Raw genomic sequence first — 22,509 nt, 5'->3', positions numbered from 1 at the left:
ACGCTGGCGCGGGGCGGGCCGAGGCGGTCTCCGGCCCGGCCTCCGAATCGTCTGACCTTGGCGCGGGGCGGGCCGAGGCGGTCTCCGGGCGGGCCGACGCCGACGCCGGCGCGGGGCGGGCCGACGCCGGCGCGGGGCGGGCCGACGCCGGCGCGGGGCGGGCCGGGGAGACGTCGCAGACGCTGGACCGGGGTTTGCGGCTGCTGCACCTGGTCGCCGACGCCCCTGGCGGTCTGACCGTCACCGAGGCCGCGAGTCGGCTCGGCATCGGCCGGGCCGCCGTCTACCGACTGGTCAGTGCGCTGACCGGGCACGGCATGCTGCGCCGCGACGGGGGCGGTCGGTTGCGCCTCGGAGCCGGGTTGCTGCACCTGGCCCGACGGGCCCAGCCGCTGCTCGCCGAGGGCGCGCTGCCCGCGCTACGCCGCCTCGCCGAGCAGGCCGGCGCGACAGCACATCTGACCGTCGTCGAAGGTGGAGAGGGCGTTGCCCTGGCCGTGGTCGAGCCGAGCTGGACGTCGTTCCACGTCGCGTACCGGGCCGGGGCACGGCATCCACTGGACCGGGGAGCGGCGGGCCGGGCGATCCTGGCCGGCCGAGCCGGGGTGGCAGAGCCGGTGAGTAGCAGCGGAGAGTTGCAGGCCGGGGCGTACGGGGTGGCCGCGCCGGTGCTCGGCGTACCCGGCCTGGAGGCCAGCGTCGGCGTGGTCGCGCTCGCCCCCCTGGACGTCGACACCATCGGCCCCCAGGTGCTGGCCACCGCCCGAGCCATCACCACCGCCCTCAGCTGACCGTACGCCGCCCCACCTCACCCCCGGGCCCCCTCGCCGCCGCCCACCGCCCGCTTCCGTGGCTTGATCAACTCGGGTTCACGGAAGTCGCGGTGTCCCAGAGCCGGTGACCGCCCGACTTCCAGGAACGCGAGTGGATCACCGCACATCGGCGGCCCGAATGCCTGATTGGTCGGCCAATCCGGCCGGTGCCATAGCACGATCGGCAGGCGGATTCGTGGTTGTCCACAGGTCCGGCGGCACGCGCGGGCCGGGTTGTCCACAGGGGTTTCGGTGGCCGGTCGGCGGTCGGCACGCTGCTCGACATGCCCCCACGTCCGCATCGCCCCGATGCCCTGGCCTGGCAGGTCTTCCGCGGCTCCGACGCTGTCCGGGACGGCCTGCTCACCGAACATCAGCTGCGCAACTCCGCCTGGGTGCGGTTGCGCCACGACATCTACGCCGATTCGCGGCTGGACCGGGACCACGCCCTCGCGTGTCGCGCCGCCCTCCTCCGGCTCCCACCCGGAGTGGTGGTCGGCGGCCCCTCGGCCGCCTACCTGCACGGCGTCCAACATGCCGCGAGCTTCACCGACGATGTGCACGTCCTCGTGCCCCGACCGCTGCGGATCGGTTCACAGCGCGGCCTCCGCGTGCACGTCAACGCCATCACCCCGTTGATGGCGAGCGAGACCGCTGAGCTGGCCGCGCCAACCACACGACGACCGGCAGGCACGAGACGACCATCAGACGCAGGCCGGCCACCAGACGCAGGCCACCAATCAGCCATGAGTCGACCGCCAAACGCAGGCCGACTCCCAGGTGCAGGCCGACCGCCGGACGCAGAACGACCGCCGAGCGCAGAACGTCCACGTGATGCAGCGCGACCTACCGGAGTAGGCCGCCCACCTGCCGGCGGATTGTCGCCACGCCCAGCACGGCACCTGTCCCGCCCGGCCACCGTGCCCGTCGGAGCGGGGGGCATTGTGGCGGCCGGCCGGGTCGTTGGGTGGGCGGCGGCCAGCCCGCTCAGGGCCAGCGAGCGGGATCTCCCGATCCCCCGGTCAGATCCCGGGCGGGCCGCCTGGGAGACGGCGGTCTGGCTCGACCCGGTCCGGGCGGTCGCCATAGTCGACTCGCTGCTCGGGCAAGGGCTGGCCGAACGCGACACCCTGACCGCCATGGCTGCCCGCAATGCTGACCGGCCCGGTGGACGACGAGCACGCTGGGTGTTCGACCTGGCCGACGGCGGAACCGAGTCTCCGCCGGAGTCACATCTACGCGTGCGGTTGGTGCTGGGTGGGCTGCCGCGCCCAGCCGTTCAACATCCGGTACGCCTGCCCACCGGCGTTGTTCTGCACCCCGATCTGGCCTGGCCGCAGTACCGGGTAGCGGTCGAATACGACCGGAAGTGGCACTCCGACCCGGAGCAGCTGCACCGCGATCGCCGTCGGCTGAATCAGCTGGTCGCCGCGGGTTGGCTGGTCCTGCATGTGACCAGCCGACGGCTGCACGGCGAGTTTCCGGCGGTGCTTCGAGAGGTACGCGACGCGCTGACCAGCCGTGGCTGGCGACAGGGATCGCCCAGATGACCAGGATCAACTCGGGTTCCTGGAAACCGCGCCATCCTTCAGAGGCCCCAACACCGCGCCTTCCAGGAAACCGAGTCGATCATGGCCGCGCGTCGGGCGTCGGCGTCGGGCTTCGGGCGGTGACAACAGGCCCAGACGACCCAGGGCCCGGTCGACGACGTGTCGACCGGGCCCCGGGGACGGTGGCGGTTGGGCCGCCACCGCAGTGCGAAGTGCGTTACGGGCGGGCGTTCGGCTTGAGCGGGGTCTTCACCGCCGCGTAGGCGTCGACGATCCCGTAGCCGTAGAAGCCGTTGAAGTTGACCCCACCGGCGCAGTACGCGTCGTAGGTCTCGTCCCGGCCCTCGTTGCGGTACTGCTGAAGGCGCGGCTCCGGGCAGGCGTGCTCGGCGGCCGTGCGGTAGAGGTGCTGCTCGACCTGGTCCGGCGACATCCCGAAGCCAGTGCGACCCTGCGCCTTGCCGTACCGGCTGACGATCAGCGCGGCGACACCGGCGGCGTGCGGGGACGCCATCGAGGTGCCCTGGAGGTACGTGTAGTAGCCGCACTCACCGTTGGCCTTGCACTGCTTGAAGACCGAGTTCTCGAAGCCGGCGACGATGTTGCCGTCGGCGTCGACCGACTCCTCCTCCTGAAGCACGTGTTTCGGGTACGAGGAGAGGATCATGTTGGCGTCGGTACGGAAGGTGTCGGTGCCGAAGCCGTCCCGGAACCAACCACCCGGCGCGGCGACCGAGATCTGCTCGGTGCCGTAGTTGGAGAAGTCCGACTTCTTGCCGGACGGGCCGACCGACGAAACGCCGATCACGTGCGGGCCCTCGGTGGGCAGGTCCCAGCAGCTCTCGTTGTCGATCGGTCGGGGGTACGGGTCGGCACCGTAGTCGGGGCTCGTGACGTCGGTGCGCGGTGCACCCAGGTCCTCGTTGTTGTTGCCGAGCGCGCCGACGAGGGTCACGCCCTTGTTGTGCGCGAAGATCAGCGCCCGCTTCATCGCCTTGATGATGGCCCGCTGCTCGGCTTGGGCCTCGGGCGAGTCGGCCGGGTTGGCGGTGCAGTTGTAGAGCCACGGGTCGACGTAGAACGACATGTTGACCACGTCGATGCCGGACCGGCCGGCGTAGACCAGCGCGTTGACCACCGGGTCGAGGAAGAAGTAGCCGGAGTCCTGGCCGCCCTTGAGCTCGACCAGCGAGACGTTCGGGGCGACGCCGGAGAGGCCGAAGCCGTTGGCCGCGGCGCCGATGGTGCCGGCCACGTGGGTGCCGTGCCCGCCGTCGTCGGTGCCGACCGGGTCGAGGCAGCTCGACACCTCGCAGGGGCCGTCCACGTCGGTCAGGTCGGGCGCGAAGTTGCGCGACAGCGACCAGTTGAAGTTCGGCGCGATGTCCGGGTTGCTGGCGTCGACGCCGGTGTCCAGTACGCCGACGGTCACCCGACGGTCACCCGGCTCGACCTTGCGGGCCTTGTCGGCCTGGATCATCTCCAGACCCCACAGCTTGTCATCGAGCGGATCGAGCTTGGCGCCCTTCTTGGCAGCACCGGCAGCACCGGCACGGGCACCGGCCGTCAGGTGCTCCTGCTCGACCCGGTCCAGCTTCGGCTTGCGGCCGATGGCCTTCTGCTCGGCGGCGCCGATAAGCGTCGGCGCGGCGGTCGCCCTGGTCGCGAAGTCGGCCCGGTCGCTGCTGACCTGGAACATCCCGACCTCGTCGGACCGGGACACCACAGTGCCGCCAGCAGCCCGGATCGCGGCGACGGCCGTGTCGGCGGCGACGCCATCCTCGGCGACGACGGTGAAGGTGCGGGAGTCGCTCGGCGCGGCGTTGGCCGGTACACCCAACCCCGTAGCCGTAAGTGCCAGCACTGCCGCGGTCGCGACCGTGCGGGCGGTGAAGCGCTTGCTCACCACATCGGATCCTCTCGTTGAGGGACGTGGCAGCCATCACACAACATCGTTTCGGATTACGCCAGTTGAGCGCCCGTTATGGCCGTGAATCTCGCCAGTGCGGCCGGCAGGTCGGCCATGCTGGAGACCTCGGCGTCGGGCGTGCAGCCGGTCGGACGCGGCAGGCCGAGCCGGTTCAGCCACACCGTTCGCAGGCCGGCCCGCCGAGGCGCCACCACGTCGTGCTCCCACGAGTCGCCGACGTACACGATCTGCCCGGCTGGCACCCCGGCCGCTGCGACGACAGCGGCGTAGAACTCCGGGGCCGGCTTCTTGGGCAGGCCATTCTCGTGCGCGTAAAGCTCGAAGGCGAACTCGCCATCGAGCCCACACCGTTCGGCGCGGCTGTTGCCGTTGGTGGCGAAGCCCAGCGTGTACTGGCGGCGCAGCGTGGCCAGCGCTGGCGGTACGTCGGGAAACGGTCGGGTGAGAGCGAAGCGCTGGGCGAAGAAGAGGGCGGCGATCTCGTCCAGGTGGTCGAGCAGCGCGGCGCGGGCCAGCGACCGTGCCAGTGCGGCGCGCCGGATCCCCGTCACCGGGGCGGCGCTCAGTTCGCCGAAGACCGCGCGCCAGTCCGACTCCAGGTCGGCGAGCGTCACCCCGGCCGCCGCCGATGTGCGTCGCCGCATCTCGTCGAGGACGGCCATCAGCCCGCCCGTGACCGCCGGACGCAGGTCCAGCAGCGTCTCGTCAGCATCGAACACCACAGTGGTCAGCACGACGCCCACTCTTTCACCGCCCGCAGAACTCACCCCCCGCCGACAAGCGCCGACCATCAGGAGTACGACCGCCGACCCTCACCGCCCGTCGAGCGCCAGTTCGGGCTCGGGTGTGACCGGCGCGGGCGTCGCGGGCGACCCTCGCAACTCGTCGAGGCGTACCAGGGCGACGCCGCCGACGATCAGCACACCGCCGAACAACTGCCAACCGGTGGGCAACTCGTTGAGGAGAAGCCAGGCGATCAGCACCGCGAAGAGCACCTCCGTCAGCCCGACGAACGACGACAGTCGGGGGCCGAGGATCCGGGTGGCGGCGATACCTGTGAAGTACGCGATGACGGCGGCCACCAGCGACAGCCCGGCGATGGGCACCAGCCAGCTGGTGGGCTGCCCGGCGAAGGTGACCTCGCCGAAGGTGGCGTGCAGCGGCAGCAGACCGGTCAGCCCGATGAGGAGCAGCACGGCAGCGCCGACGGCCATCCCACCGCTGGCCATGGCGACCGAGGGCAGCCGGGGGTCGACCCGGCCGGCGAGCACGAAGTAGCCGGCCAGGCCGAACGCCGCGCCCAGTCCCCAGAGCACGCCCACCGGGTGGAAGTCGGCGGTGCCGGCGAGGTCGAGCACGAACGCCAGCCCTGCCAGGGCGGCTACCGATCCGGCGATGGTGAGCCGGCGGGGCGGTTGCCCGTGCCGCAGCCACATCCAGACCACGACGAGGATGATGCCCAGGTATTCCAGCAGCAGCGCGACACCGACCGGCAGGTAGCGAACGGCGTTGAAGTAGCACACCTGGGCCAGCGCCACCCCGAGGAGCCCGAACAGCCCGATGGCCGTCGCGTTGCTCCGCAGCACGTTCCATTTGCCGCGCAGCGACAGCAGTGCGGGGATCGCCAGCACCAGGGCAGCCACGCCGACGCGTGCGATCACCGCGGATTCGGCTGACCAGCCGGCCTCGATGAGCGATCGCGCGAAGGTGCCGGAGGTGGCGAAGGTGACTGCGGAGAGCAGCGCCAACCCGGCGCCGGCAGCAGGTCGTGAGTGCATGTCGCGCTCCTCGGGATGGGCACCGTGTCATGAGCAAACTATCCTCGTGCTGATGACGCTAGGCGGAAGCCATGACAGGAGTCAAGTTGCTATTCGCTCATGACACCGAGTGTTCGCTGATCGCCGCCGCGGCGCTGGTGAACACCGCAGGTCGGGACGGTGAGTTGCTGCCCGACATCGCGGCGCTCGACGCGTTCTACGTCCGCCACTCCTACAGCGGCCGGCACGAGCACACCGACGCCGAGCTACGCGCCGTCCGGGAGCTGCGGCCCCAACTACGCCGCATCTGGTACGCCGAGCCGCCCGAGATCGTCGCCCTGGTCAACGGTCTGCTGCTGGAACACAGGGCGCTGCCCCAGCTCATCGAGCACGACGACGAGCCGTACCACCTGCACGCCGTGCCCCGTGACGCGCCGCTGGCCACCCGGATCGCGGTGGAGGCCGCCATGGCGATGGCCGACCTGGTCCGCACCGGCGAGCTGAGCCGGCTACGCATCTGCGAATACCCGGACTGCGACAACGTGGTCGTCGACCTGTCCCGCAACCGGTCCCGGCGGTTCTGCGAGGCCGGCTGCGGCAACCGCGCGGCGGTGACCGCCTACCGGGCCCGTCGGGCCGCCGGCCGCTCCTGACCGATTGTCGCCCACTCCTCGGCCCGCACCTCGTACTCCACCTCGCCCTGCTCGGTCCCCGGAATCGGGTCGTCCCACTGCAGGTAGAAGGTCCGCACGTAGTGCAACCCGGCCTTCACCATCACCCGTCGGGAAGGTTCGTTGATCGTCATCGTCTCGGCCCAGACCCGACGCACCCCGACGGCGTCGAAGGCGTACCGCACCAGCGCCCGCGACCCCTCGGTGGCCAGCCCTCGCCCCCACGCCGAGCGGCGCAGCCGGTAGCCCAACTCGGCCTCGGCGCCGTCCTCCGACGGATCCAGCGCGAACCAACCCAGGAACTCGCCGGACTCCCGATCGTGCGCCGCCCACCGACCCAGCCCGGGACACCTGTCGTACTGGGCCAGCAGCCTCGGCAACTGCTCGTCACGCACGGTAGCCAGGGGGGTAGCGACGCCACCGGTGAGGAAACGCATCACCTCGGGGTCGCTGTCCAGCTCGACAAGCGCGTCCACGTCGGCCATGGTCAACCGCCGCAACCGCAGCCGCTCGGTAGCCGGCGGAACCACATCATCGCCACCCATGACGGAAATCATCCCGCCCACCCGCAAACCCGTCGAGCCGTTTACCCGCAGCGCAAGATCCGCGCAACCTCGGGGAAACTGCTGCCTCACGCCGCGCCGAGGCAGCAACTTCGGTGAAGTTGCGTGGAGACCCCCCGACCGCCGTCGCGGGCGAGGCGATCGCGTCAGCGCGGGGGCGCGGCCACGAAGAGCCGCCAGGAGTACGCGTCGACAACGAGCACGGGCCCGTCCAAGTCCTTGCTGTCGCGCACCCCAACCACGTCCCCGAGATTCGTCGCCACCTCGACGCAGTTGGCGTCCTGGTTGCTGCGGCTGCTCTTACGCCATCGAGCGCCGGTCAACTCCACCACTCGGCCACCTCGCTCATGAACTCGATGGACGCCTGCGGGGGCAGGGCCTCGCCCAAGGTAGCCTCCCAGACCCGCTGCAACCGCAATAGATCCTGCGGCTGGTCCAGCTCCTGACCACGGACCTGACAGTCCAGGTAGGCCAACTCGGTGCCGTCGGGCAGGGCGGCGAGCGCGAACTGCCCGCCAAGCCCCGGGTACTCCTCGGCGGATCGCGGCACGATGTGCAGCCGGACCCGCGGGTGCCCGGTGGCGATGCTGGCCAGGTGCAGCGTCTGGTCGCGCATCACCTTCCGCCCGCCCACTCGTCGCCGCAGCACCGCCTCGTCCAGCACCGCCACGATCTGCGGCGCACGATCGCTGTGCAGCACCTCTTGGCGGTTTATCCGGTCGGTCAGCCGCCGCTCAACCTCCTCGGGAGCGAGCAGGCCACCGGCCTCGAAGACGGCACGGGCGTATTCCTCCGTCTGGAAGAGCCCGGGCACGTACCGGGGCTCGTACCACCGGAGCGTGCGCGCCTGTTGAAGGATCGCCTGCCATCCGCGCAGCCAGGGCTGCGCCCGGTCCAGGCTGACCAGTTCGGTGGACATGCGACCGAAGAGGCCGCCGGTGTCCAAGGCGCGGTCGACGAGTTCCAGGTACTTGACGGTGGGCGGCTGCTGGCCCAACTCGACGGCGCTGACCATCGACGCCGAGTAGTTGACCGCCTTGGCCAACTCCTCCTGGCTCCAGCCGCGTCGGACCCGCGCCCGGCGCAGCTCCGCGATCAGGAACGCCGCCGCCGTCATCTGCCCATCGGCCATGCCGTACCGCCTCCAACCCGCCGACGATCAACTCCAGCCGGCCGCCAGCGGTCCCGCCACCCGACACAGGGCGGCTATGACGACGCGGCCAAACCCTTCCGACCGTAGTCGCCTGATCACCAGACTGTGAAGCGCGACGCCGCTCCCCGTCCCCCGGGATCTGCCGGCACCGCCCGGGACCGCCCGCTCCCCCGGCCGGGCGGTCCCACCTCCCAGACAGCCACGACCGAAACGCGCCACGGCCGGAGCGAGCGCACCAAGACAAGCGGACGCGACGTCACAAACCCAGCCAGCCACGACCGAGCGCGCCGAGGCCGGAGCACACCGACCAGGACAAGCGGCCGCGATGTCACAAACGATTCAGCTCCAAGGGATCCGCCCACGACACCCCGGTCCCCGACCACCACCCGGACCGAGCCCCGACCACGCCGGCCACTACGACCTCGATCACGCGGGCCACCCCGAACGACCACGCAAGATCGTGCTCGATCGTGGAAAGAGTGGGGTCCTCGCGTGCGGAAGCCACTACATCCAGGATCGAGCGCGATCTTGCGCGGTCGGTCGGCGCCACCCAGCGCAGCCCAACCCGGCGCAGCCCCGCGCAGCCCCGCGCAGCCCCAGCGCAACCCAGCGCAACCCAGCGCAACCCAGCGCAACCCGGCGCAGCTCCAGCGCAACCCAGCGCAGCCCCGCGCAACCCGCCGCAGCCCGGCGCAGCCCCAGCGCAACCCAGCGCAACCCAGCGCAGCCCCGCGCAACGCGCCGCAGCCCGGCGCAGCTCCAGCGCAACCCAGCGCAACCCCGCGCAACCCGGCGCAGCCCGGCAAGGAAGGCCCCCAGCATGTCCCGGACCAGCCCGGACAACCGCGCGACGACGCCGTGTCGACCGCACCTGCCACTGCGCCCGCTCTGGATCTGCCGGGTCTGCGCCGCGCCCTGGCCGTGCCCGGTCGCCCGACTCACCCTGCGCCAGGAGTACGCGCACGACCGGGTCGCGCTGAGCATCTACCTGTGCGCGGTCCTGCACGAGGCGGCTGCCGACCTGTACCGACTCAACCCGCACGACGGCCCCGACCCCGGGGCGCTCTTCACCCGCTTCCTCGGCTGGGCGCGACCACGGCACCTGCCCTGAGCGACAGTCCAGGGCAGGCCAGGGCCGGGCAGGGCAGGCCAGGGCCGGGCAGGGCAGGCCAGGGCCGGGCAGGGCAGGCCAGGGCAGGCCAGGGCAGGCCAGGGCAGGGCAGGGCAGGGCAGGGCCGATCAGGCCAGGGCCGGGCAGGTGGCCCGGATCAGGGGTGGGTCATCCGGAGCAGGTCCAACGTCTCGTCGAGCTGGGTTTCGGTGAGCTTGCCGGAGTCGACGTGACCCCGGGAGATCACCACCTCGCGGATCGAGGTCTGCTTGGCCAGCGCCTCCTTGGCGATCGACGCGGCCTCGTCGTACCCCAGGTAGCGGTTGAGTGGGGTGACGATCGACGGTGAGCCCTCGGCGTACGCCAGGCAGACCTCGGCGTCCGCGACCAGGCCGGCCACCAGGCGGTCGGCGAAGAGCCGGCTCACCGCGGAGAGCAGCCGGATCGACTCCAACAGGTTGCGACCCATCACGGGAAGCATCACGTTCAGCTCGAAGTCGCCCTGTGAGCCGGCGAACCCGACAGTCGCGTCGTTGCCGATCACCTGGGCGCAGACCTGCCGCATCGCCTCGGCGACCACCGGGTTGACCTTGCCCGGCATGATCGACGAGCCCGGCTGGAGGTCGGGGATGCGCAGCTCACGCAGACCGGCACGGGGGCCGGAACCCATCCAGCGGATGTCGTTGGCGATCTTGTAGAGGCCGACGGCCACGGTCCGCAACTGCCCCGAGGTCTCCACCAGCGCGTCCCGCGCGCCCTGCGCCTCGAAGTGGTTACGCGCCTCGCTCAGCGGCAACCCGGTCGACTCGCGCAGCTTGTCGATCACGGCGGCGGCGAAACCGAGCGGGGTGTTGATCCCGGTGCCGACGGCGGTGCCGCCCAACGGCAGTTCGGCCAGTCGGGGCAGCGCGCCCTCCAGCCGTTCGACGCCGTAGCGGACCTGGGCGGCATACCCGCCGAACTCCTGGCCGAGGGTGACCGGCGTGGCGTCCATCAGGTGGGTACGCCCGGCCTTGACCACCGTCTCGAACTCCGCGGCCTTCGCCTCCAGCGCGGCGGCCAGATGCGCCAGCGACGGCAGCAGGTCCTCCACGATGAACTGGGTGGCCGCCAGGTGGATGGAGGACGGGAAGACGTCGTTGCTCGACTGGGAGGCGTTGACGTGGTCGTTCGGGTGCACCGGTGAGCCCAGCTCACGGCTCGCCAGGGTGGCGATGACCTCGTTGGTGTTCATGTTCGACGACGTGCCCGAGCCGGTCTGGAACACGTCCACAGGGAACTGGTCGTCGTAACCGCCGTCGGCCACGTGCGCGGCGGCGGCGGCGATGGCGGCGGCCACGTTGGCGTCGATCACGCCCAGCTCGCCGTTGACCTCGGCGGCGGCGCCCTTGATCTGGGCGAGGGCCTTGATCTGGGCTGGTTCGAGGCCCCGGCCGGAAATCGGGAAATTCTGCACGGCACGCTGGGTCTGCGCCCGCCACAGCGCGTCGGCGGGCACTTCCACCTCGCCCATCGAGTCGCGTTCGATGCGGTAACCGGTCGCCTCTGGAGTCGTCACGCGTACCATCCTGCCGCGCCCGTGGCCGACTCGCAGATGATCCGTCAGCCCAACTCGGTGAGCAGCCGTTCCACCTCGTGCCGGTCCGGCGACTCGATCTGCCGGAACAGCGTCAGCGCCTGCTCCAGGTGCGCGCGGGCCGCCGTCGGATCCGTGGCCCGTACGCAGCGGGCGACGCCTTCCAACGCCCGAGCCCGTTCGTAGCGGGCGCCGAGCCGGCTGGCGTCGGCGAGCACCCGGCGGTGCAGGTCGAGTGCGCTTGCCACGTCCCCCTGCTCCAGGATCGCCCGGGCCAGCAGGTTGCGTGAGGCGCACTCCCCCATTCGGTCGCCGACCTCCATCATCGCTACCAGCGCGTCCCGGTGCAGGGCGGCGGCGCGTTCCGGATCTCCGGCGACGCGTTCCATCACGCCGATCTCGTTGAGCACCTCTCCCTCGCCGAAACGGTCGCCCAGCTGACGTTCGAGGGACAGCGCCACCCGCAGCATGCGGCGGGAAGGACCCGGGTGGCCCATCCGGTGCCGGATTATCCCGAGTTGCCCCAACGCCTTGTGGGTCTGCCGGAGGTCCTTCGCCTGGCGAGCCAGCAGAAGGTGTAACCGGGCGTGGCGCAGCGCCTCGTCGTACCGCCCCCACCGGATCAACGCGTAGCACAGGTTGTGCAACAGATTGGTGAGTTCATGCGCGTCGTCCAGGCTGCGGATCATGCTGAGCGCCTCGTCGAACTTCGCCTTGCCCTGCCGGAAGTCACCGTTCGCGGCATACGAGATTCCGAGGTTCCACAGCGTGCTGAGCACGTCTCCGCGCAGCCCGAGCTGGCGACGCAACCTGAGCGCCACCTCCATCGACCGGATCGCCTCCGGGAAGCGGGCCAGCCGGAAGTACGCCGACGAGAGGTAGTTCAGCATCACGGCGATGGCCGCCTCGTCGCCCAGCCGCTCGGCCACTCGAAGCCCGATCGTATGGGTCTCGATCAGCTCGTCGAGGTGCCCGCCGTCGAAGTTGAGCCGCCAGCAGGCCCGGGCCAGCTTCCAGCACTGAACCGGGAAGCTCTCCTCATCGGCCACCCGGACGAGGGCGGTGAGCCCGGCATGGTTCTCCTCGAACCACCCCCGCCCCTCGGCCACCGGCACAGCCATCAGATCCGGACGGCGGGGCGTGTCCGCGGGAATGTTGCGGCGACTGCCCGCCGCCTCGATCTTCCGGGCGATCGCCAACGTGATGGACAGATGGTGGTCCAGCAGGCGCTCCAGGGCGGCCCGGCGCTCGATCTGCCGCTCCGGCCCGGCGAGCAGCAGCCGGGCGTACTCACGGAGCAGGTCGTGTAAGCGGTACCAGCCCGGCTGCACCTCGTCCACCAGGTGCGCGTCGACCAACTCGTCCAGCAAGTCCTGGGTGTCGGTCAGGGGCAGCTCGGCGAGGGCGGCGGCCACCCGACTGTCCAGGCGTCCCCCCGGATACAGGCTGAGCAGAGGAAACAGGCGCTGCGCCGTCGGTGAAACCTGCTCGTACGACAGGGCGAACGCCTGCCCCACCGAGCGCTGCCCGGCGGTCAGCTCGGCCAGCGGACCCGCCCCGGCGACCAGCCGCTCGGCGAGGTCGGCGACCCGCCAGCGAGGCCGGTGCGCCAGCCGTGCGCCGGCCAACCGGATGGCGAGCGGCAGGTGACCGCAGCGACGCGCCACCTCGGCCGCCGCCTCCGGTTCGGCGGCGATCCGCTCCACGCCAGCAACCCGGCCGAGCAGTTCGATCGCCTCGTCGGCGTCCAGGACGGGCAGCGACGACGGCCGGCCCTCGTCGAGCCCGACCAGCCGACGACGACTGGTGATGAGGACCAGGCAGTGCGGGCCGTTGGGCAGCAGCGGGGCCACCTGGTCGGCGGTGCCGACGTTGTCCAGCACCACCAACGCCCGCCGACCGGCCAACTCGATCCGCCACAGCGCCAACCTGTCGTCCAGGTTCTCCGGCACCCGCTCCGCCGGCACGCCGAGCTGGCGCAGCAGGGCCGCCACCGCGGTTGCCGGCGTCAACGGTCGGCGTTCGCTGTGCCCGTGCAGGTCGATGAAGAGCTGGGCGTCGGGATAGCGGTCGGCGAGCGCGGTCGCAACGTGAACGGCGAGCGTGGTCTTGCCGCTGCCGGCCATGCCGTCGACCACCTGGATCCGGGTGCCGTCCTCCTCGATCTCCTTGACCAGGCGGGCCACCGTCTCCTGCCGACCGACGAAGTCCCCGATCGCCCGGGGCAGTGAACGGACCGGGCCGACGGGTTGGGCCGGTCGACCGGCCAGGGCGAGGTCACCGGCGAGTACCCGCTGGTGCAGCTCCTGCAACTCGACGCCCGGTTCGATGCCCAACTCGTCGGCGTACGTCCGCCGGCCCTCCCGATAGACGGCGAGGGCGTCCGCCTGCCGCCCGACCGACGACAGGGCCAGCATCAGTTGGCCGCGCAAGCGCTCCCGCAACGGATGCCTGTCGACGCTCTCTGCCAGTTCCTCGATCAGCTCGGCGGCCTGGCCGAGCCGCAGCTCGACGTCGACGCACTCCTCCAGCGCGGTGAGGCGTTGCTCGTCGAGCGCCTGCGCACGACGACGGACGCTGACGCTCGGGATGCCAGCGAGTGCCGGCCCTCGCCACAGCGCCAGGGCGGCGCGGAATTCGGCACGGGCGTCGACCAGGCGACCGGCCGTGCCGGCGGCGCGGGCCGCCTCCACGCCCCGGGCGAAGACCTCGGCGTCCAGGTCGTTCGGTGCGGTACGCACGCCGTACCCCGCCGGGTCGGTGACGATGAGTTCCGGTGCCAGCCCGAGTTCGGTCAACCGGCGACGCAAGCGCGACACGCAGGTCTGCAACTGTGCGCGGGCGGTGGCCGGCGGGCGTTCCTCCCACACCGCGTCGACCAGTTCCTCGACCGGCACGAGCCGGCCGGCCCGCAACAACAGCATGGCGAGCACGATCCGGTCACGTCCCGCGGTGACAGTGGACTCGCCACCGCCCACCCGCAGGGGCCCCAGGATCCCGAACCGCATCTGCTCTCCCGAGTCAATTGTGCAACTTCCAGCAGGGTAGCCCGGTGGTAACAGACCGCCTTCGTCAGGCGATAGCGATCCGATAGCGGATCGACAGCGGTGCGCAGCACACTCGCTGTGTGTTGTCGGTGACGGCATCCGACGGGGGCGGTACGCCCGTCCCACCCCCCAGCGGGGCTGGCGTACCGATGTCGGTGCATCGACGACAGAACGGGCGCCGGGCGAGTTCGCCCGGCGCCCGTTCCCATACCTGTCGGGTCAGCGGCGACCGACGGTGAGCACCGGCTTGGTGACCTCGGCGAAGAAGTCGTTGCCCTTGTCGTCGACCACGATGAAGGCGGGGAAGTCCTCGACCTCGATCTTCCAGACCGCCTCCATGCCCAGCTCCGCGTATTCGAGCACCTCGACGTGCTTGATGCAGTCCTGGGCGAGGCGGGCCGCGGGGCCGCCGATCGAGCCGAGGTAGAAGCCGCCGTGCTGCTGGCAGGAGCGGGTCACCTGACCGGACCGGTTGCCCTTGGCCAGCATCACCTGCGAACCGCCGGCGGCCTGGAACTTCTCCACGTAGGCGTCCATCCGGCCGGCCGTGGTCGGGCCGAACGAGCCGGACGCGTACCCCTCGGGGGTCTTCGCCGGGCCGGCGTAGTAGACCGCGTGGTCGCGCAGGTACTGCGGCATCGGCTCACCGGCGTCCAACCGCTCTGCGATCTTGGCGTGGGCGATGTCCCGGGCGACCACGAGCGGCCCGGAGAGCGAGAGGCGCGTCTTCACCGGGTACTTGGACAGCTCCGCACGGATCTCGTCCATCGGCCGGTTCAGGTCGACTCGGACGACCAGCTCGGCGTCGAGCGCATCGTCGGTGACGTCGGGCAGGAACCGCGCCGGGTCGGTTTCGAGGCGCTCCAGCCACACACCCGACGGGGTGATCTTGGCGACGGCCTGGCGGTCCGCCGAACAGGAGACGGCGATCGCCACCGGGCAGGACGCGCCGTGCCGGGGCAACCGGACCACCCGTACGTCGTGGCAGAAGTACCGCCCACCGAACTGCGCGCCGATGCCGAAGTTGCGGGTCAGCTCCAGCACCTCCGCCTCCAGCTCCAGGTCGCGGAAGCCGTGCGCGCTCATCGAACCCGAGGTCGGCAACGCGTCAAGGTACTTGGCGCTTGCGTACTTCGCGGTCTTCAGCGCGTACTCGGCGGAGGTGCCGCCGATGACGACGGCCAGGTGGTACGGCGGGCAGGCGGCGGTGCCGATCAGCCGCAGCTTCTCCTCCAGGAACTGCATCATCCGCGTCGGGTTGAGCAGCGCCTTCGTCTCCTGGTAGAGGTACGACTTGTTGGCCGAGCCACCGCCCTTGGCCATGAACAGGAACTTGTACGCGTCGGGGTGCCCGTCCGGGTCCTCGGCGTACAGGTCCACCTGGGCGGGCAGGTTGCTGCCGGTGTTCCGCTCGTCCCACATGGTCAGCGGGGCGAGCTGGGAGTAGCGCAGGTTGAGCTTGGTGTACGCCTGGTAGACGCCCCTGGAGATGGCCTCCGCGTCGGCGCCGTCGGTCAGCACGTGCCGACCGCGTTTACCCATCACGATGGCGGTGCCGGTGTCCTGGCACATGGGCAGGACACCGCCCGCGGCGATGTTGGCGTTGCGCAGCAGGTCCAGCGCGACGAACCTGTCGTTCGGCGAGGCGGCCGGGTCGTCGATGATCGACCGGAGCTGCGCCAGGTGCGCGGGGCGCAAAAAGTGCGCGATGTCGTGCATCGCCTCGGCGGTCAGCGCGGTGAGCGCGGCCGGCTCCACGGTGAGGAACCGGCGGCCTCCCGGGCCGTGTACGACGTCCACGCCCTCGTCGGTGACCAGGCGATAGTCCGTCTGGTCCGGGCCGGTCGGCAGCAGAGGGGAGTACGAGAATGCGGCGGCACTGCTCATGAGCGGCAAGCCTAGGGCAGACCGGTCGATCACTCCCACCCGCCGGGCGGGTCCTGGGACGCCGCTCTCATCCGTCAGGCGTGCCGGGCCCGGCCGCCGTCGGCGATCATCGGGCGAACCGCCCGCTCAGCCGTCCTTGCCGCCGCCCGGCTCGGGGCAGAGTTCACCCTTCGGCCCGCAGTCGTCGTTGTTCGGCCCGCCGGGGGTGGTGCCGCCCGGCCGGGGATTCCCACCGTCGCTGGGCGGTCGGGGGGGCGAGTTTCCGGACGCGCCGAAGCGGACGTACCCGATCTCCCGCCCCTCACCGATGATCATGCCCTGTGATCCGACGGCGAGGGCGTTCGCCGAGGTGCGCAGGGCGGCCAACTCCTTGCCGGTGCGCGGGTCCAGTGCCGCCAGCCGGGACGGCTTCTCGTCGGCCACCACCGCCGCGTACGGGGTGAGCGCGGCCCCGGCCTTGCCGCTGGCCGGTCGCGTCCAGAGCACCTTGTCGGTGCCCAGCTCACGGGCGACCACCGAGCGCTTGTCGGCGGCCCGGAACACCGCCAGACGGTCGTCCACCGCGATCAACCTGGTGCCCGACTCGCCGACCCAGAGCAGCCGTCCGTCGTACCCGTCGATGACCGCCTCGCGGCCGTCCGGAGCGACGCCGATCAGCACGTTCCGCGCACCCTGCGGGTCCTCGCGTTGCACACAGCCGGCGGAGTCGGCGGTGCGCAGGTTGACGCCGGCCCGCTGCCAGGCCTCCTGCCCGGTCGCCGAGTCCCGGGCGGAGATGGCGAAGTAACAGGTGCCGTCCTGGGAGCGGGCGGCGACCCGGAGCAGCCGGCCGCCCACCACGGACAGCCGCTCGTCCCGGCTGGGCTCGACGTTCTGCAGCACCCGGCCGGTGGCGGTGTCGACCACGTGGACCCGACCGTCGACCGGGAAGCCGAGCAGCGGCGGCGCGGCCTCCGCCCCGGCCACGCCGTCGTCGATCCGGGTGGCGGTGAGCCGGCGGGTGCCGCGCAGACCCGGGTTGTCGGCGAGCAGGCCGCTGTGCACCCCGGGCAGGAAGGCCGTCCAGAGCGGCGTGGTGCCGCGCGGGTCCCAGGCGCTCAGCGTGCAGTCGGTGGCGTCCGTGCACCGGGCGTCGAGGAGCAGGTTGCGGTACGTCCAGACGGCCACCGCGTCGTCGTCACGTCGCCGGGTCACCCCGGTCGTCGGGTCGAGCAGCTCGTACCCCTTGACCAGCAGCTTGCCCACGGCCACGACCGGGTCGCGGTCGCCGCCGGCGACGGCCGCCCAGTCCGCCTTGCGCTCCCAGAGCTGGGTGCCGGTGGCCAGGCTGCGAGCCTCGACCCGGGTGCGCTGCTCGACCACGACGGCGTCGCCGGCGATGGTCACGCTGCGCGGAGTGCCGCCGACCCGTTGCTGCCAGACCACGTCGGGCTCGGAGATGGGTTCGCTGCGGTCCACCCAGTCCCAGAGGCCGGGGAACGGGTTCCACACGCCGGTCGCGGCGAGCGCGACGACCACGGCGAGGCCGAGCAGCAGCCCACCGCGCACGCTCCCCTTCGCCACCCGCACACCGTAGCCACGATCACGGATCTTCTGTACGCCCGCGCCGCCGTGTCGCCGCGCTTTCTGGGCTTGGAGGTGTTACAGCGCCCTTCCCTCGGCCCGAACAGCGCTGCGCACCAACGGAAGCGTGCGGTAGGGAATCTGCTCGGCCAGCGCGATGATCGTCGAGGCCCGGGTGATACCGGCGGACGAGACGATCTGGTCGATGACCCGTTGCAGGTCGGTGTTGGAGCGGGCCACGATCCGGCAGAGCAGGTCGCTGGAGCCGGTGATGGTGTGCGCCTCCAGCACCTCGGGAATGGCGGCGAGGTGAGCGGTGACCGGGTCGTGGCCGTGCCGCTGGCTGATCTCCAGGGTGACGAAGCTGGTCACCCCGAAACCGATCGCGGCCGGCGCGATCTCGGGGCCGAAGCCCTCGATGACCCGCCGCTCGACCAGCTTGTCCAGCCTCGCCTGCACGGTGCCCCGCGCCACCCCGAGCCGCCGGGAGCACTCCAGCACCCCGATCCGCGGCTCCTCGGCGAGCAGTTCGATCAAGCGCACGTCGAGCGTGTCGAGCTGTACATTCTGCTCACCATTCATGAGTGATGACCATACCGAATGCGCAACCTGACCAGCATTTCCGGCAACAGTTGCCCACCCGATGCTCAGGCAGCGATCCTCGCCACAAGAACCGACCACGGCGGCCCACAAGGCCGGCCGGTACGCGAGGGAGCCCACCATGACCCAGGCGATCGACCGACCCAAGTCGACCGAGGACGTCGACGTCGACCGGCTCGTCGGTGCTGTCGACCACGACATCAGCCACGACCCGTTCCCGGTCCGGGGCCTCGACCACGTGCACTTCCTGGTCGGCAACGCCAAGCAGGCCGCCCACTACTACTCCACCGCCTTCGGCATGACCTGCGTGGCGTACCGCGGCCCCGAGCAGGGCTACCGGGACCACGCCCAGTACGTGCTGACCAGCGGCTCGGCCCGGTTCGTGCTGACCGGCGCGGTGCGCCCGGACGCCGACGGCGCCGAGCACGTGGCCCGGCACAGCGACGGCATCAGCGACATCGCGCTTGAGGTTCCCGACGTGGACGCCGCGTACGCGCACGCCATCGCGCAGGGCGCCGCCAGCATCGTCGAGCCGCACGAGGTGACCGACGAGCACGGCACCGTCCGGATGGCCGCCATCGCCGCGTACGGCGACACCCGGCACACCCTCGTCGACAGGTCCCGCTACACCGGGCCGTTCCTGCCCGGCTTCGTGGCCCGGGGCCCGATCGTGGACCGGCAGCCGATGATTGACGCCGGCATCCAGCCGAAGCGCTTCTTCCAGGCCGTCGACCACGTGGTCGGCAACGTGGAGCTGGGCCGGATGGACGAGTGGGTCGAGTTCTACAAGCGGGTCATGGGCTTCTCCAACATGGCGGAGTTCGTCGGCGACGACATCGCCACCGACTACTCGGCGCTGATGAGCAAGGTCGTGGCGAACGGCACCCGCAAGGTGAAGTTCCCGCTCAACGAGCCGGCGATCGCCCGCAAGAAGTCCCAGATCGACGAGTACCTGGAGTTCTACCAGGGCCCGGGCGCGCAGCACATCGCCGTCGCCACCAACGACATCCTGGCCAGCGTCGACGCGATGCGCGCGGCCGGTCTGGAGTTCCTGGACACCCCCGACTCGTACTACGACGACCCGGAGCTGCGCGAGCGGATCGGCAAGGTGCGGGTGCCGATCGAGGAGCTGAAGGCCCGCAAGATCCTCGTCGACCGGGACGAGGACGGCTACCTGCTCCAGATCTTCACCAAGCCGGTGCAGGACCGTCCCACGGTCTTCTTCGAGCTGATCGAGCGGCACGGCTCGCTGGGCTTCGGCAAGGGCAACTTCAAGGCGCTCTTCCAGGCGATCGAGCGGGAGCAGGAAGCCCGCGGCAACCTGTAACACTGTCGAGCGTGACGCAACCTCCGTCGTACCCGACGCCGCCGGTCGGTGGGCCTCCGCCCGCCGCCGGCGGCTTCGCGCCGCCGCCCGGCCCACATCCCCACGGGTACGCCGCGCCGCCGCAGTACGCCCCACCCGGGTACGCCGTGCCGCCGCAGTACGGCCCACCCGGGTACGCCGTGCCGCCGCAGTACGGCCCACCCGGGTACGCGGCGTCGCCGTGGTATCCCGGCCCGCCTCAGCCGATGGCCCCGCCGCCGACGGTGAGCCCGGGTGGCCAGCCACTCGCCAGCTTCACCGACCGGCTGCTGGCCTGGCTCATCGACACGGCACTGGCAACCGCCGTCTCGCTGGTGCTGTTCATGCCGGTCTTCCTGGTCCTGTGGTGGCGGATGTTCAGCGAGATGATCCGGACCAACCCGAACGGGACCCTCGCGGAACCCGACCCGGTCACCTTCTTCACCACCTTCTTCCTGCCGATGCTGCTGGCCGAGGCCGGGCTGCTGGTCGTGCTGCTCGGGCTCTACTGGCTCTACCACGTGGAGTACCTCAAGCGCGGCGGTCAGACGCTCGGCAAGAAGATGATGAAGCTCCGCGTGGTGCCCCTCGACCCGGCGCGCACGCTCGACCGGCGGATGGCCGGCCGGCGGTGGCTGGTGCAGTACCTGGCGTCCTCGCTCGTTCCGGGTCTGAGTTACGCGGACGGTTTCTGGCAGCTCTGGGACAAGCCGTGGCAGCAGTGCCTCCACGACAAGTTCGCCCAGACGGTCGTCGTTAAGGTGTCCCAGTGAGCGAGCGCAGTTACCGAACCAGCAGGCTCAGTAGCGTGGCGCCTCGCGCCGTGGCGAAGCGAAGCGGAGCGACGGCGTGAGCGTTCAGCCTGGTTGGTATGTCGACCCCGCCGACACCGAGACCCGGCGCTACTGGGACGGCGAGGGCTGGCTCGGTGCGCCCATTTCCGTCGACGCGATCCCGCCGGATGGCCCGCCGCCGCCCGAGCCACCGCCCGCGCCGGTCACTCCGGCTGCGCCCGCGACGTCGGCGATCCCCGCCTCGACGCCCCACGCGCCGGGCTGGTCACCGCAGCAGGGCCCACCTCCGGGGTACGGTCCGCCACCGGGACACGGCCCGGGCTGGGGACCACAGGCCGGCCCGCCCGGCTGGGGCCCGCAGGGCGCCCCGCCCGGCTGGGCGCCACCGGCCGGCCCTCCCGGCTGGGCGCCTGCCGCCGGTCACCAAGGCTGGCCCGGACGACCGCCGGAGCCGCGACCGCACGGCCTCCGGCTGGCCGGCTACGGCCGTAGGTTGGTCGCCCGGCTGATCGACTTCGGCCTCGTCCTCGCCCTGAACGTGGTCGTCAACGGCTGGTTCGTCTGGCGCTGGGCGCAGGAGTGGGCGCCGTACTGGCAGGAGGTCTTCCGGCGCGCCGCGCGCAGCGACACCTCCGCCGACGGCCTGCCGATGCCCGGTGAGCAGGCAGGTTCCCTGCTGGTGGCGATCCTGCTGATCGCCACCGCGCTCTGGCTGGCGTACGAGGTGCCGACCATGGCCTCCGGCGGGCAGACCATCGGCAAGCGGGTGATGCGGATCCGAGCGGTGCCGCTCGCCGCCGATCAGCCACTGGGCTTCCGCCGGGCGCTGAGCCGGTGGAGCACGCTGGGCCTGCCGACTCTGCTCTGGTACTGCGTCGGGCTCGGCCTGGTGCTGCAACTTGTCGATTCGCTCTCCCCTCTCTTCGATCACCCCCTGCGCCAAGCGCTGCACGACAAGCGCGCGCAGACGGTGGTCGTCGAAGTCCCCCTCCGCACCGAATCCGCCCCCTCGAACGACCGCGACCAGCCCTCGGGAGACACCCCATGACCGACTCCGGACGCCACCAGCCGGCGCTGCGGCTGACCCGCGCCGACCTGGACGCGCTGCCCAGCTACGTGCCGGGGCGCAGCCCCGCCGACCTGGCCCGGGAGTTGGGCCTGCCGGAGGCCATCAAGCTGGCCAGCAACGAGGTGCCGTACGGGCCACTGCCCGGCGTGGTGGAGGCGGTCACCGAGGCGATCACCACCTCGCACCGCTACCCCGACATGGGCGTGGTCGCGCTGCGCGACGCGCTGGCCCAGCAATACGGGGTGGATGCCGACCGGATCGCCACCGGCTGCGGTTCGGTGGCACTCGCCGAGCACCTGGTGCGGGCCACCTGCCTGCCCGGCGACGAGGTGCTCTACTCGTGGCGGTCCTTCGAGGCGTACCCGATCATCGTGGCGACCAGCGGCGCGACAAGCGTGCGGGTGCCCAACGACGCCGGGCACGGGCACGACCTGGCGGCGATGGCCGCGGCGGTGACCGACCGGACCCGGGTGATCTTCGTCTGCAACCCGAACAACCCCACCGGGACGGCGGTACGCCGGGCCGAGCTGGACCGGTTCCTCGACGCGGTGCCGGACGACGTGCTGGTGGTGATCGACGAGGCGTACCGGGAGTTCGTCACCGACCCGGAGGTGCCGGACGGTCTCGACTACCTGGACCGGCCGAACGTGGCGGTGCTGCGCACCCTGTCGAAGGCGTGGGGGCTCGCCGGCCTGCGAATGGGTTGGCTGGTTGCCCAGCCGGTGGTGGCCGCCGCCATCCGCAAGGTGGCGACCCCGTTCTCCAGCAGCACGGCGGCCCAGGCCGGGGCCCTCGCGGCGCTGACCCAGGTGACGGAGATGGAGCGCCGCTGCGCCCTGGTCGTCGCCGAGCGGGACCGGGTCACCGAGGCGCTGCGCAAGTTCGTGCCCGAGGTGCCGACGAGCCAGGCCAATTTCGTCTGGCTGCCGTTGGGCGAGCGGGCCGTGGCGTTCGGCAAGGCGTGCGAGGCGCGCGGGGTGATCGTGCGGCCGTTCGCCGGGGACGGGGTCCGGGTCACCATCGGCACCCCGGCCGAGAACGACGCGTTCCTGGCGGCGGCCGAGGCCGCCCTGGCCTGAGC

General features: G+C 71.4%; 20 protein-coding genes. 8 read left to right on the top strand and 12 right to left on the bottom strand.

The window, feature by feature from the left end; all coding sequences use genetic code 11:
• Window positions 1–182: 182 nt before the first annotated feature.
• Window positions 183–791 (top strand): IclR family transcriptional regulator, encoded by a 609-nt coding sequence (locus tag ACLQ3B_RS15225; protein ID WP_425781696.1) that lies wholly within the window; start codon window positions 183–185, stop codon window positions 789–791.
• Window positions 792–808: 17 nt separating this feature from the next.
• Here ACLQ3B_RS15225 and ACLQ3B_RS15220 read toward each other — a convergent pair whose 3' ends face one another.
• Window positions 809–1,186 (bottom strand): hypothetical protein, encoded by a 378-nt coding sequence (locus tag ACLQ3B_RS15220; protein ID WP_425781214.1) that lies wholly within the window; start codon window positions 1,184–1,186, stop codon window positions 809–811.
• 570 nt (window positions 1,187–1,756) lie between these two features.
• On the opposite strand from ACLQ3B_RS15220, the gene ACLQ3B_RS15215 reads away from it, so the two are divergent.
• Window positions 1,757–2,362 (top strand): endonuclease domain-containing protein, encoded by a 606-nt coding sequence (locus ACLQ3B_RS15215; RefSeq protein ID WP_425781212.1) that lies wholly within the window; start codon window positions 1,757–1,759, stop codon window positions 2,360–2,362.
• A gap of 217 nt (window positions 2,363–2,579) precedes the next feature.
• On the opposite strand, the gene ACLQ3B_RS15210 is transcribed toward ACLQ3B_RS15215, so the two are convergent.
• The 3 genes from ACLQ3B_RS15210 to ACLQ3B_RS15200 all read right to left on the bottom strand — a co-directional run bounded on the left by ACLQ3B_RS15210 (window position 2,580) and on the right by ACLQ3B_RS15200 (window position 6,070).
• Window positions 2,580–4,268 carry a S8 family serine peptidase gene (locus tag ACLQ3B_RS15210; protein WP_425781210.1) on the bottom strand — a complete coding sequence of 563 codons (1,689 nt, stop codon included), beginning with the start codon at window positions 4,266–4,268 and terminating at the stop codon, window positions 2,580–2,582.
• Between the two features lie 56 nt (window positions 4,269–4,324).
• The gene (locus ACLQ3B_RS15205; protein ID WP_425781694.1) at window positions 4,325–5,026 is read right to left on the bottom strand and encodes an HAD family hydrolase; all 702 of its coding nucleotides are present in this window, start codon (window positions 5,024–5,026) and stop codon (window positions 4,325–4,327) included.
• Between the two features lie 78 nt (window positions 5,027–5,104).
• Complete coding sequence (locus ACLQ3B_RS15200) at window positions 5,105–6,070, bottom strand: EamA family transporter (RefSeq protein ID WP_425781208.1); 966 nt, start codon at window positions 6,068–6,070, stop codon at window positions 5,105–5,107.
• Between the two features lie 86 nt (window positions 6,071–6,156).
• Here ACLQ3B_RS15200 and ACLQ3B_RS15195 point away from each other — a divergent pair, with 86 nt between their 5' ends.
• Entirely contained in the window at window positions 6,157–6,702 is a 546-nt protein-coding gene (locus tag ACLQ3B_RS15195) for a CGNR zinc finger domain-containing protein (RefSeq protein ID WP_425781206.1), read from the top strand.
• Here the strand turns inward: ACLQ3B_RS15195 and ACLQ3B_RS15190 are convergent.
• The 3 genes from ACLQ3B_RS15190 to ACLQ3B_RS15180 all read right to left on the bottom strand — a co-directional run bounded on the left by ACLQ3B_RS15190 (window position 6,669) and on the right by ACLQ3B_RS15180 (window position 8,415).
• The gene (locus ACLQ3B_RS15190; RefSeq protein WP_425781204.1) at window positions 6,669–7,265 is read right to left on the bottom strand and encodes a GNAT family N-acetyltransferase; all 597 of its coding nucleotides are present in this window, start codon (window positions 7,263–7,265) and stop codon (window positions 6,669–6,671) included. The genes ACLQ3B_RS15195 and ACLQ3B_RS15190 overlap by 34 nt on opposite strands.
• 164 nt (window positions 7,266–7,429) lie before the next feature.
• On the bottom strand, window positions 7,430–7,612 hold the full coding sequence (locus ACLQ3B_RS15185; protein WP_425781692.1) for a DUF397 domain-containing protein: 183 nt from the start codon (window positions 7,610–7,612) through the stop codon (window positions 7,430–7,432).
• Window positions 7,603–8,415 carry a helix-turn-helix domain-containing protein gene (locus ACLQ3B_RS15180; RefSeq protein ID WP_425781202.1) on the bottom strand — a complete coding sequence of 271 codons (813 nt, stop codon included), beginning with the start codon at window positions 8,413–8,415 and terminating at the stop codon, window positions 7,603–7,605. The genes ACLQ3B_RS15185 and ACLQ3B_RS15180 overlap by 10 nt, the downstream gene beginning before the upstream one ends.
• 841 nt (window positions 8,416–9,256) lie before the next feature.
• Between ACLQ3B_RS15180 and ACLQ3B_RS15175 the strand changes: the two genes are divergently transcribed.
• On the top strand, window positions 9,257–9,547 hold the full coding sequence (locus ACLQ3B_RS15175) for a hypothetical protein (RefSeq protein ID WP_425781200.1): 291 nt from the start codon (window positions 9,257–9,259) through the stop codon (window positions 9,545–9,547).
• Window positions 9,548–9,704: 157 nt separating this feature from the next.
• Here the strand turns inward: ACLQ3B_RS15175 and ACLQ3B_RS15170 are convergent, their stop codons facing one another.
• The 5 genes from ACLQ3B_RS15170 to ACLQ3B_RS15150 form a co-directional block, all read right to left on the bottom strand.
• Entirely contained in the window at window positions 9,705–11,114 is a 1,410-nt protein-coding gene (locus ACLQ3B_RS15170; RefSeq protein WP_425781198.1) for a class II fumarate hydratase, read from the bottom strand.
• A 35-nt stretch (window positions 11,115–11,149) separates the two neighbouring features.
• The gene (locus tag ACLQ3B_RS15165) at window positions 11,150–14,131 is read right to left on the bottom strand and encodes a BTAD domain-containing putative transcriptional regulator (protein ID WP_425781196.1); all 2,982 of its coding nucleotides are present in this window, start codon (window positions 14,129–14,131) and stop codon (window positions 11,150–11,152) included.
• Between the two features lie 258 nt (window positions 14,132–14,389).
• On the bottom strand, window positions 14,390–16,057 hold the full coding sequence (locus ACLQ3B_RS15160; RefSeq protein WP_425781194.1) for a fumarate hydratase: 1,668 nt from the start codon (window positions 16,055–16,057) through the stop codon (window positions 14,390–14,392).
• A 126-nt stretch (window positions 16,058–16,183) separates the two neighbouring features.
• Window positions 16,184–17,626 carry a PQQ-binding-like beta-propeller repeat protein gene (locus ACLQ3B_RS15155; protein WP_425781192.1) on the bottom strand — a complete coding sequence of 481 codons (1,443 nt, stop codon included), beginning with the start codon at window positions 17,624–17,626 and terminating at the stop codon, window positions 16,184–16,186.
• 72 nt (window positions 17,627–17,698) lie between these two features.
• The gene (locus ACLQ3B_RS15150; protein ID WP_425781190.1) at window positions 17,699–18,202 is read right to left on the bottom strand and encodes an Lrp/AsnC family transcriptional regulator; all 504 of its coding nucleotides are present in this window, start codon (window positions 18,200–18,202) and stop codon (window positions 17,699–17,701) included.
• Window positions 18,203–18,341: 139 nt separating this feature from the next.
• Here ACLQ3B_RS15150 and hppD point away from each other — a divergent pair, with 139 nt between their 5' ends.
• The 4 genes from hppD (at window position 18,342) to hisC (ending at window position 22,507) form a co-directional block, all read left to right on the top strand.
• Window positions 18,342–19,547, top strand: a complete 1,206-nt coding sequence (hppD, locus tag ACLQ3B_RS15145; protein ID WP_425781188.1) for a 4-hydroxyphenylpyruvate dioxygenase — start codon at window positions 18,342–18,344, stop codon at window positions 19,545–19,547.
• A gap of 11 nt (window positions 19,548–19,558) precedes the next feature.
• Window positions 19,559–20,338, top strand: coding sequence for an RDD family protein (locus ACLQ3B_RS15140; protein ID WP_425781186.1), 780 nt, complete (start codon window positions 19,559–19,561; stop codon window positions 20,336–20,338).
• Window positions 20,339–20,414: 76 nt separating this feature from the next.
• On the top strand, window positions 20,415–21,407 hold the full coding sequence (locus tag ACLQ3B_RS15135; RefSeq protein ID WP_425781184.1) for an RDD family protein: 993 nt from the start codon (window positions 20,415–20,417) through the stop codon (window positions 21,405–21,407).
• Window positions 21,404–22,507 carry a histidinol-phosphate transaminase gene (gene hisC / locus ACLQ3B_RS15130; RefSeq protein ID WP_425781182.1) on the top strand — a complete coding sequence of 368 codons (1,104 nt, stop codon included), beginning with the start codon at window positions 21,404–21,406 and terminating at the stop codon, window positions 22,505–22,507. Before ACLQ3B_RS15135 ends, hisC begins: the two co-directional genes overlap by 4 nt.
• Window positions 22,508–22,509 lie beyond the last annotated feature (2 nt).

This window comes from Micromonospora sp. DT53 (assembly GCF_049841535.1).
In the GTDB taxonomy this organism is placed as follows: Bacteria; Actinomycetota; Actinomycetes; order Mycobacteriales; family Micromonosporaceae; genus Micromonospora.
Note: the sequence above shows the minus strand (reverse complement) of the source record. Positions and strands in the feature narration are given on the sequence as shown.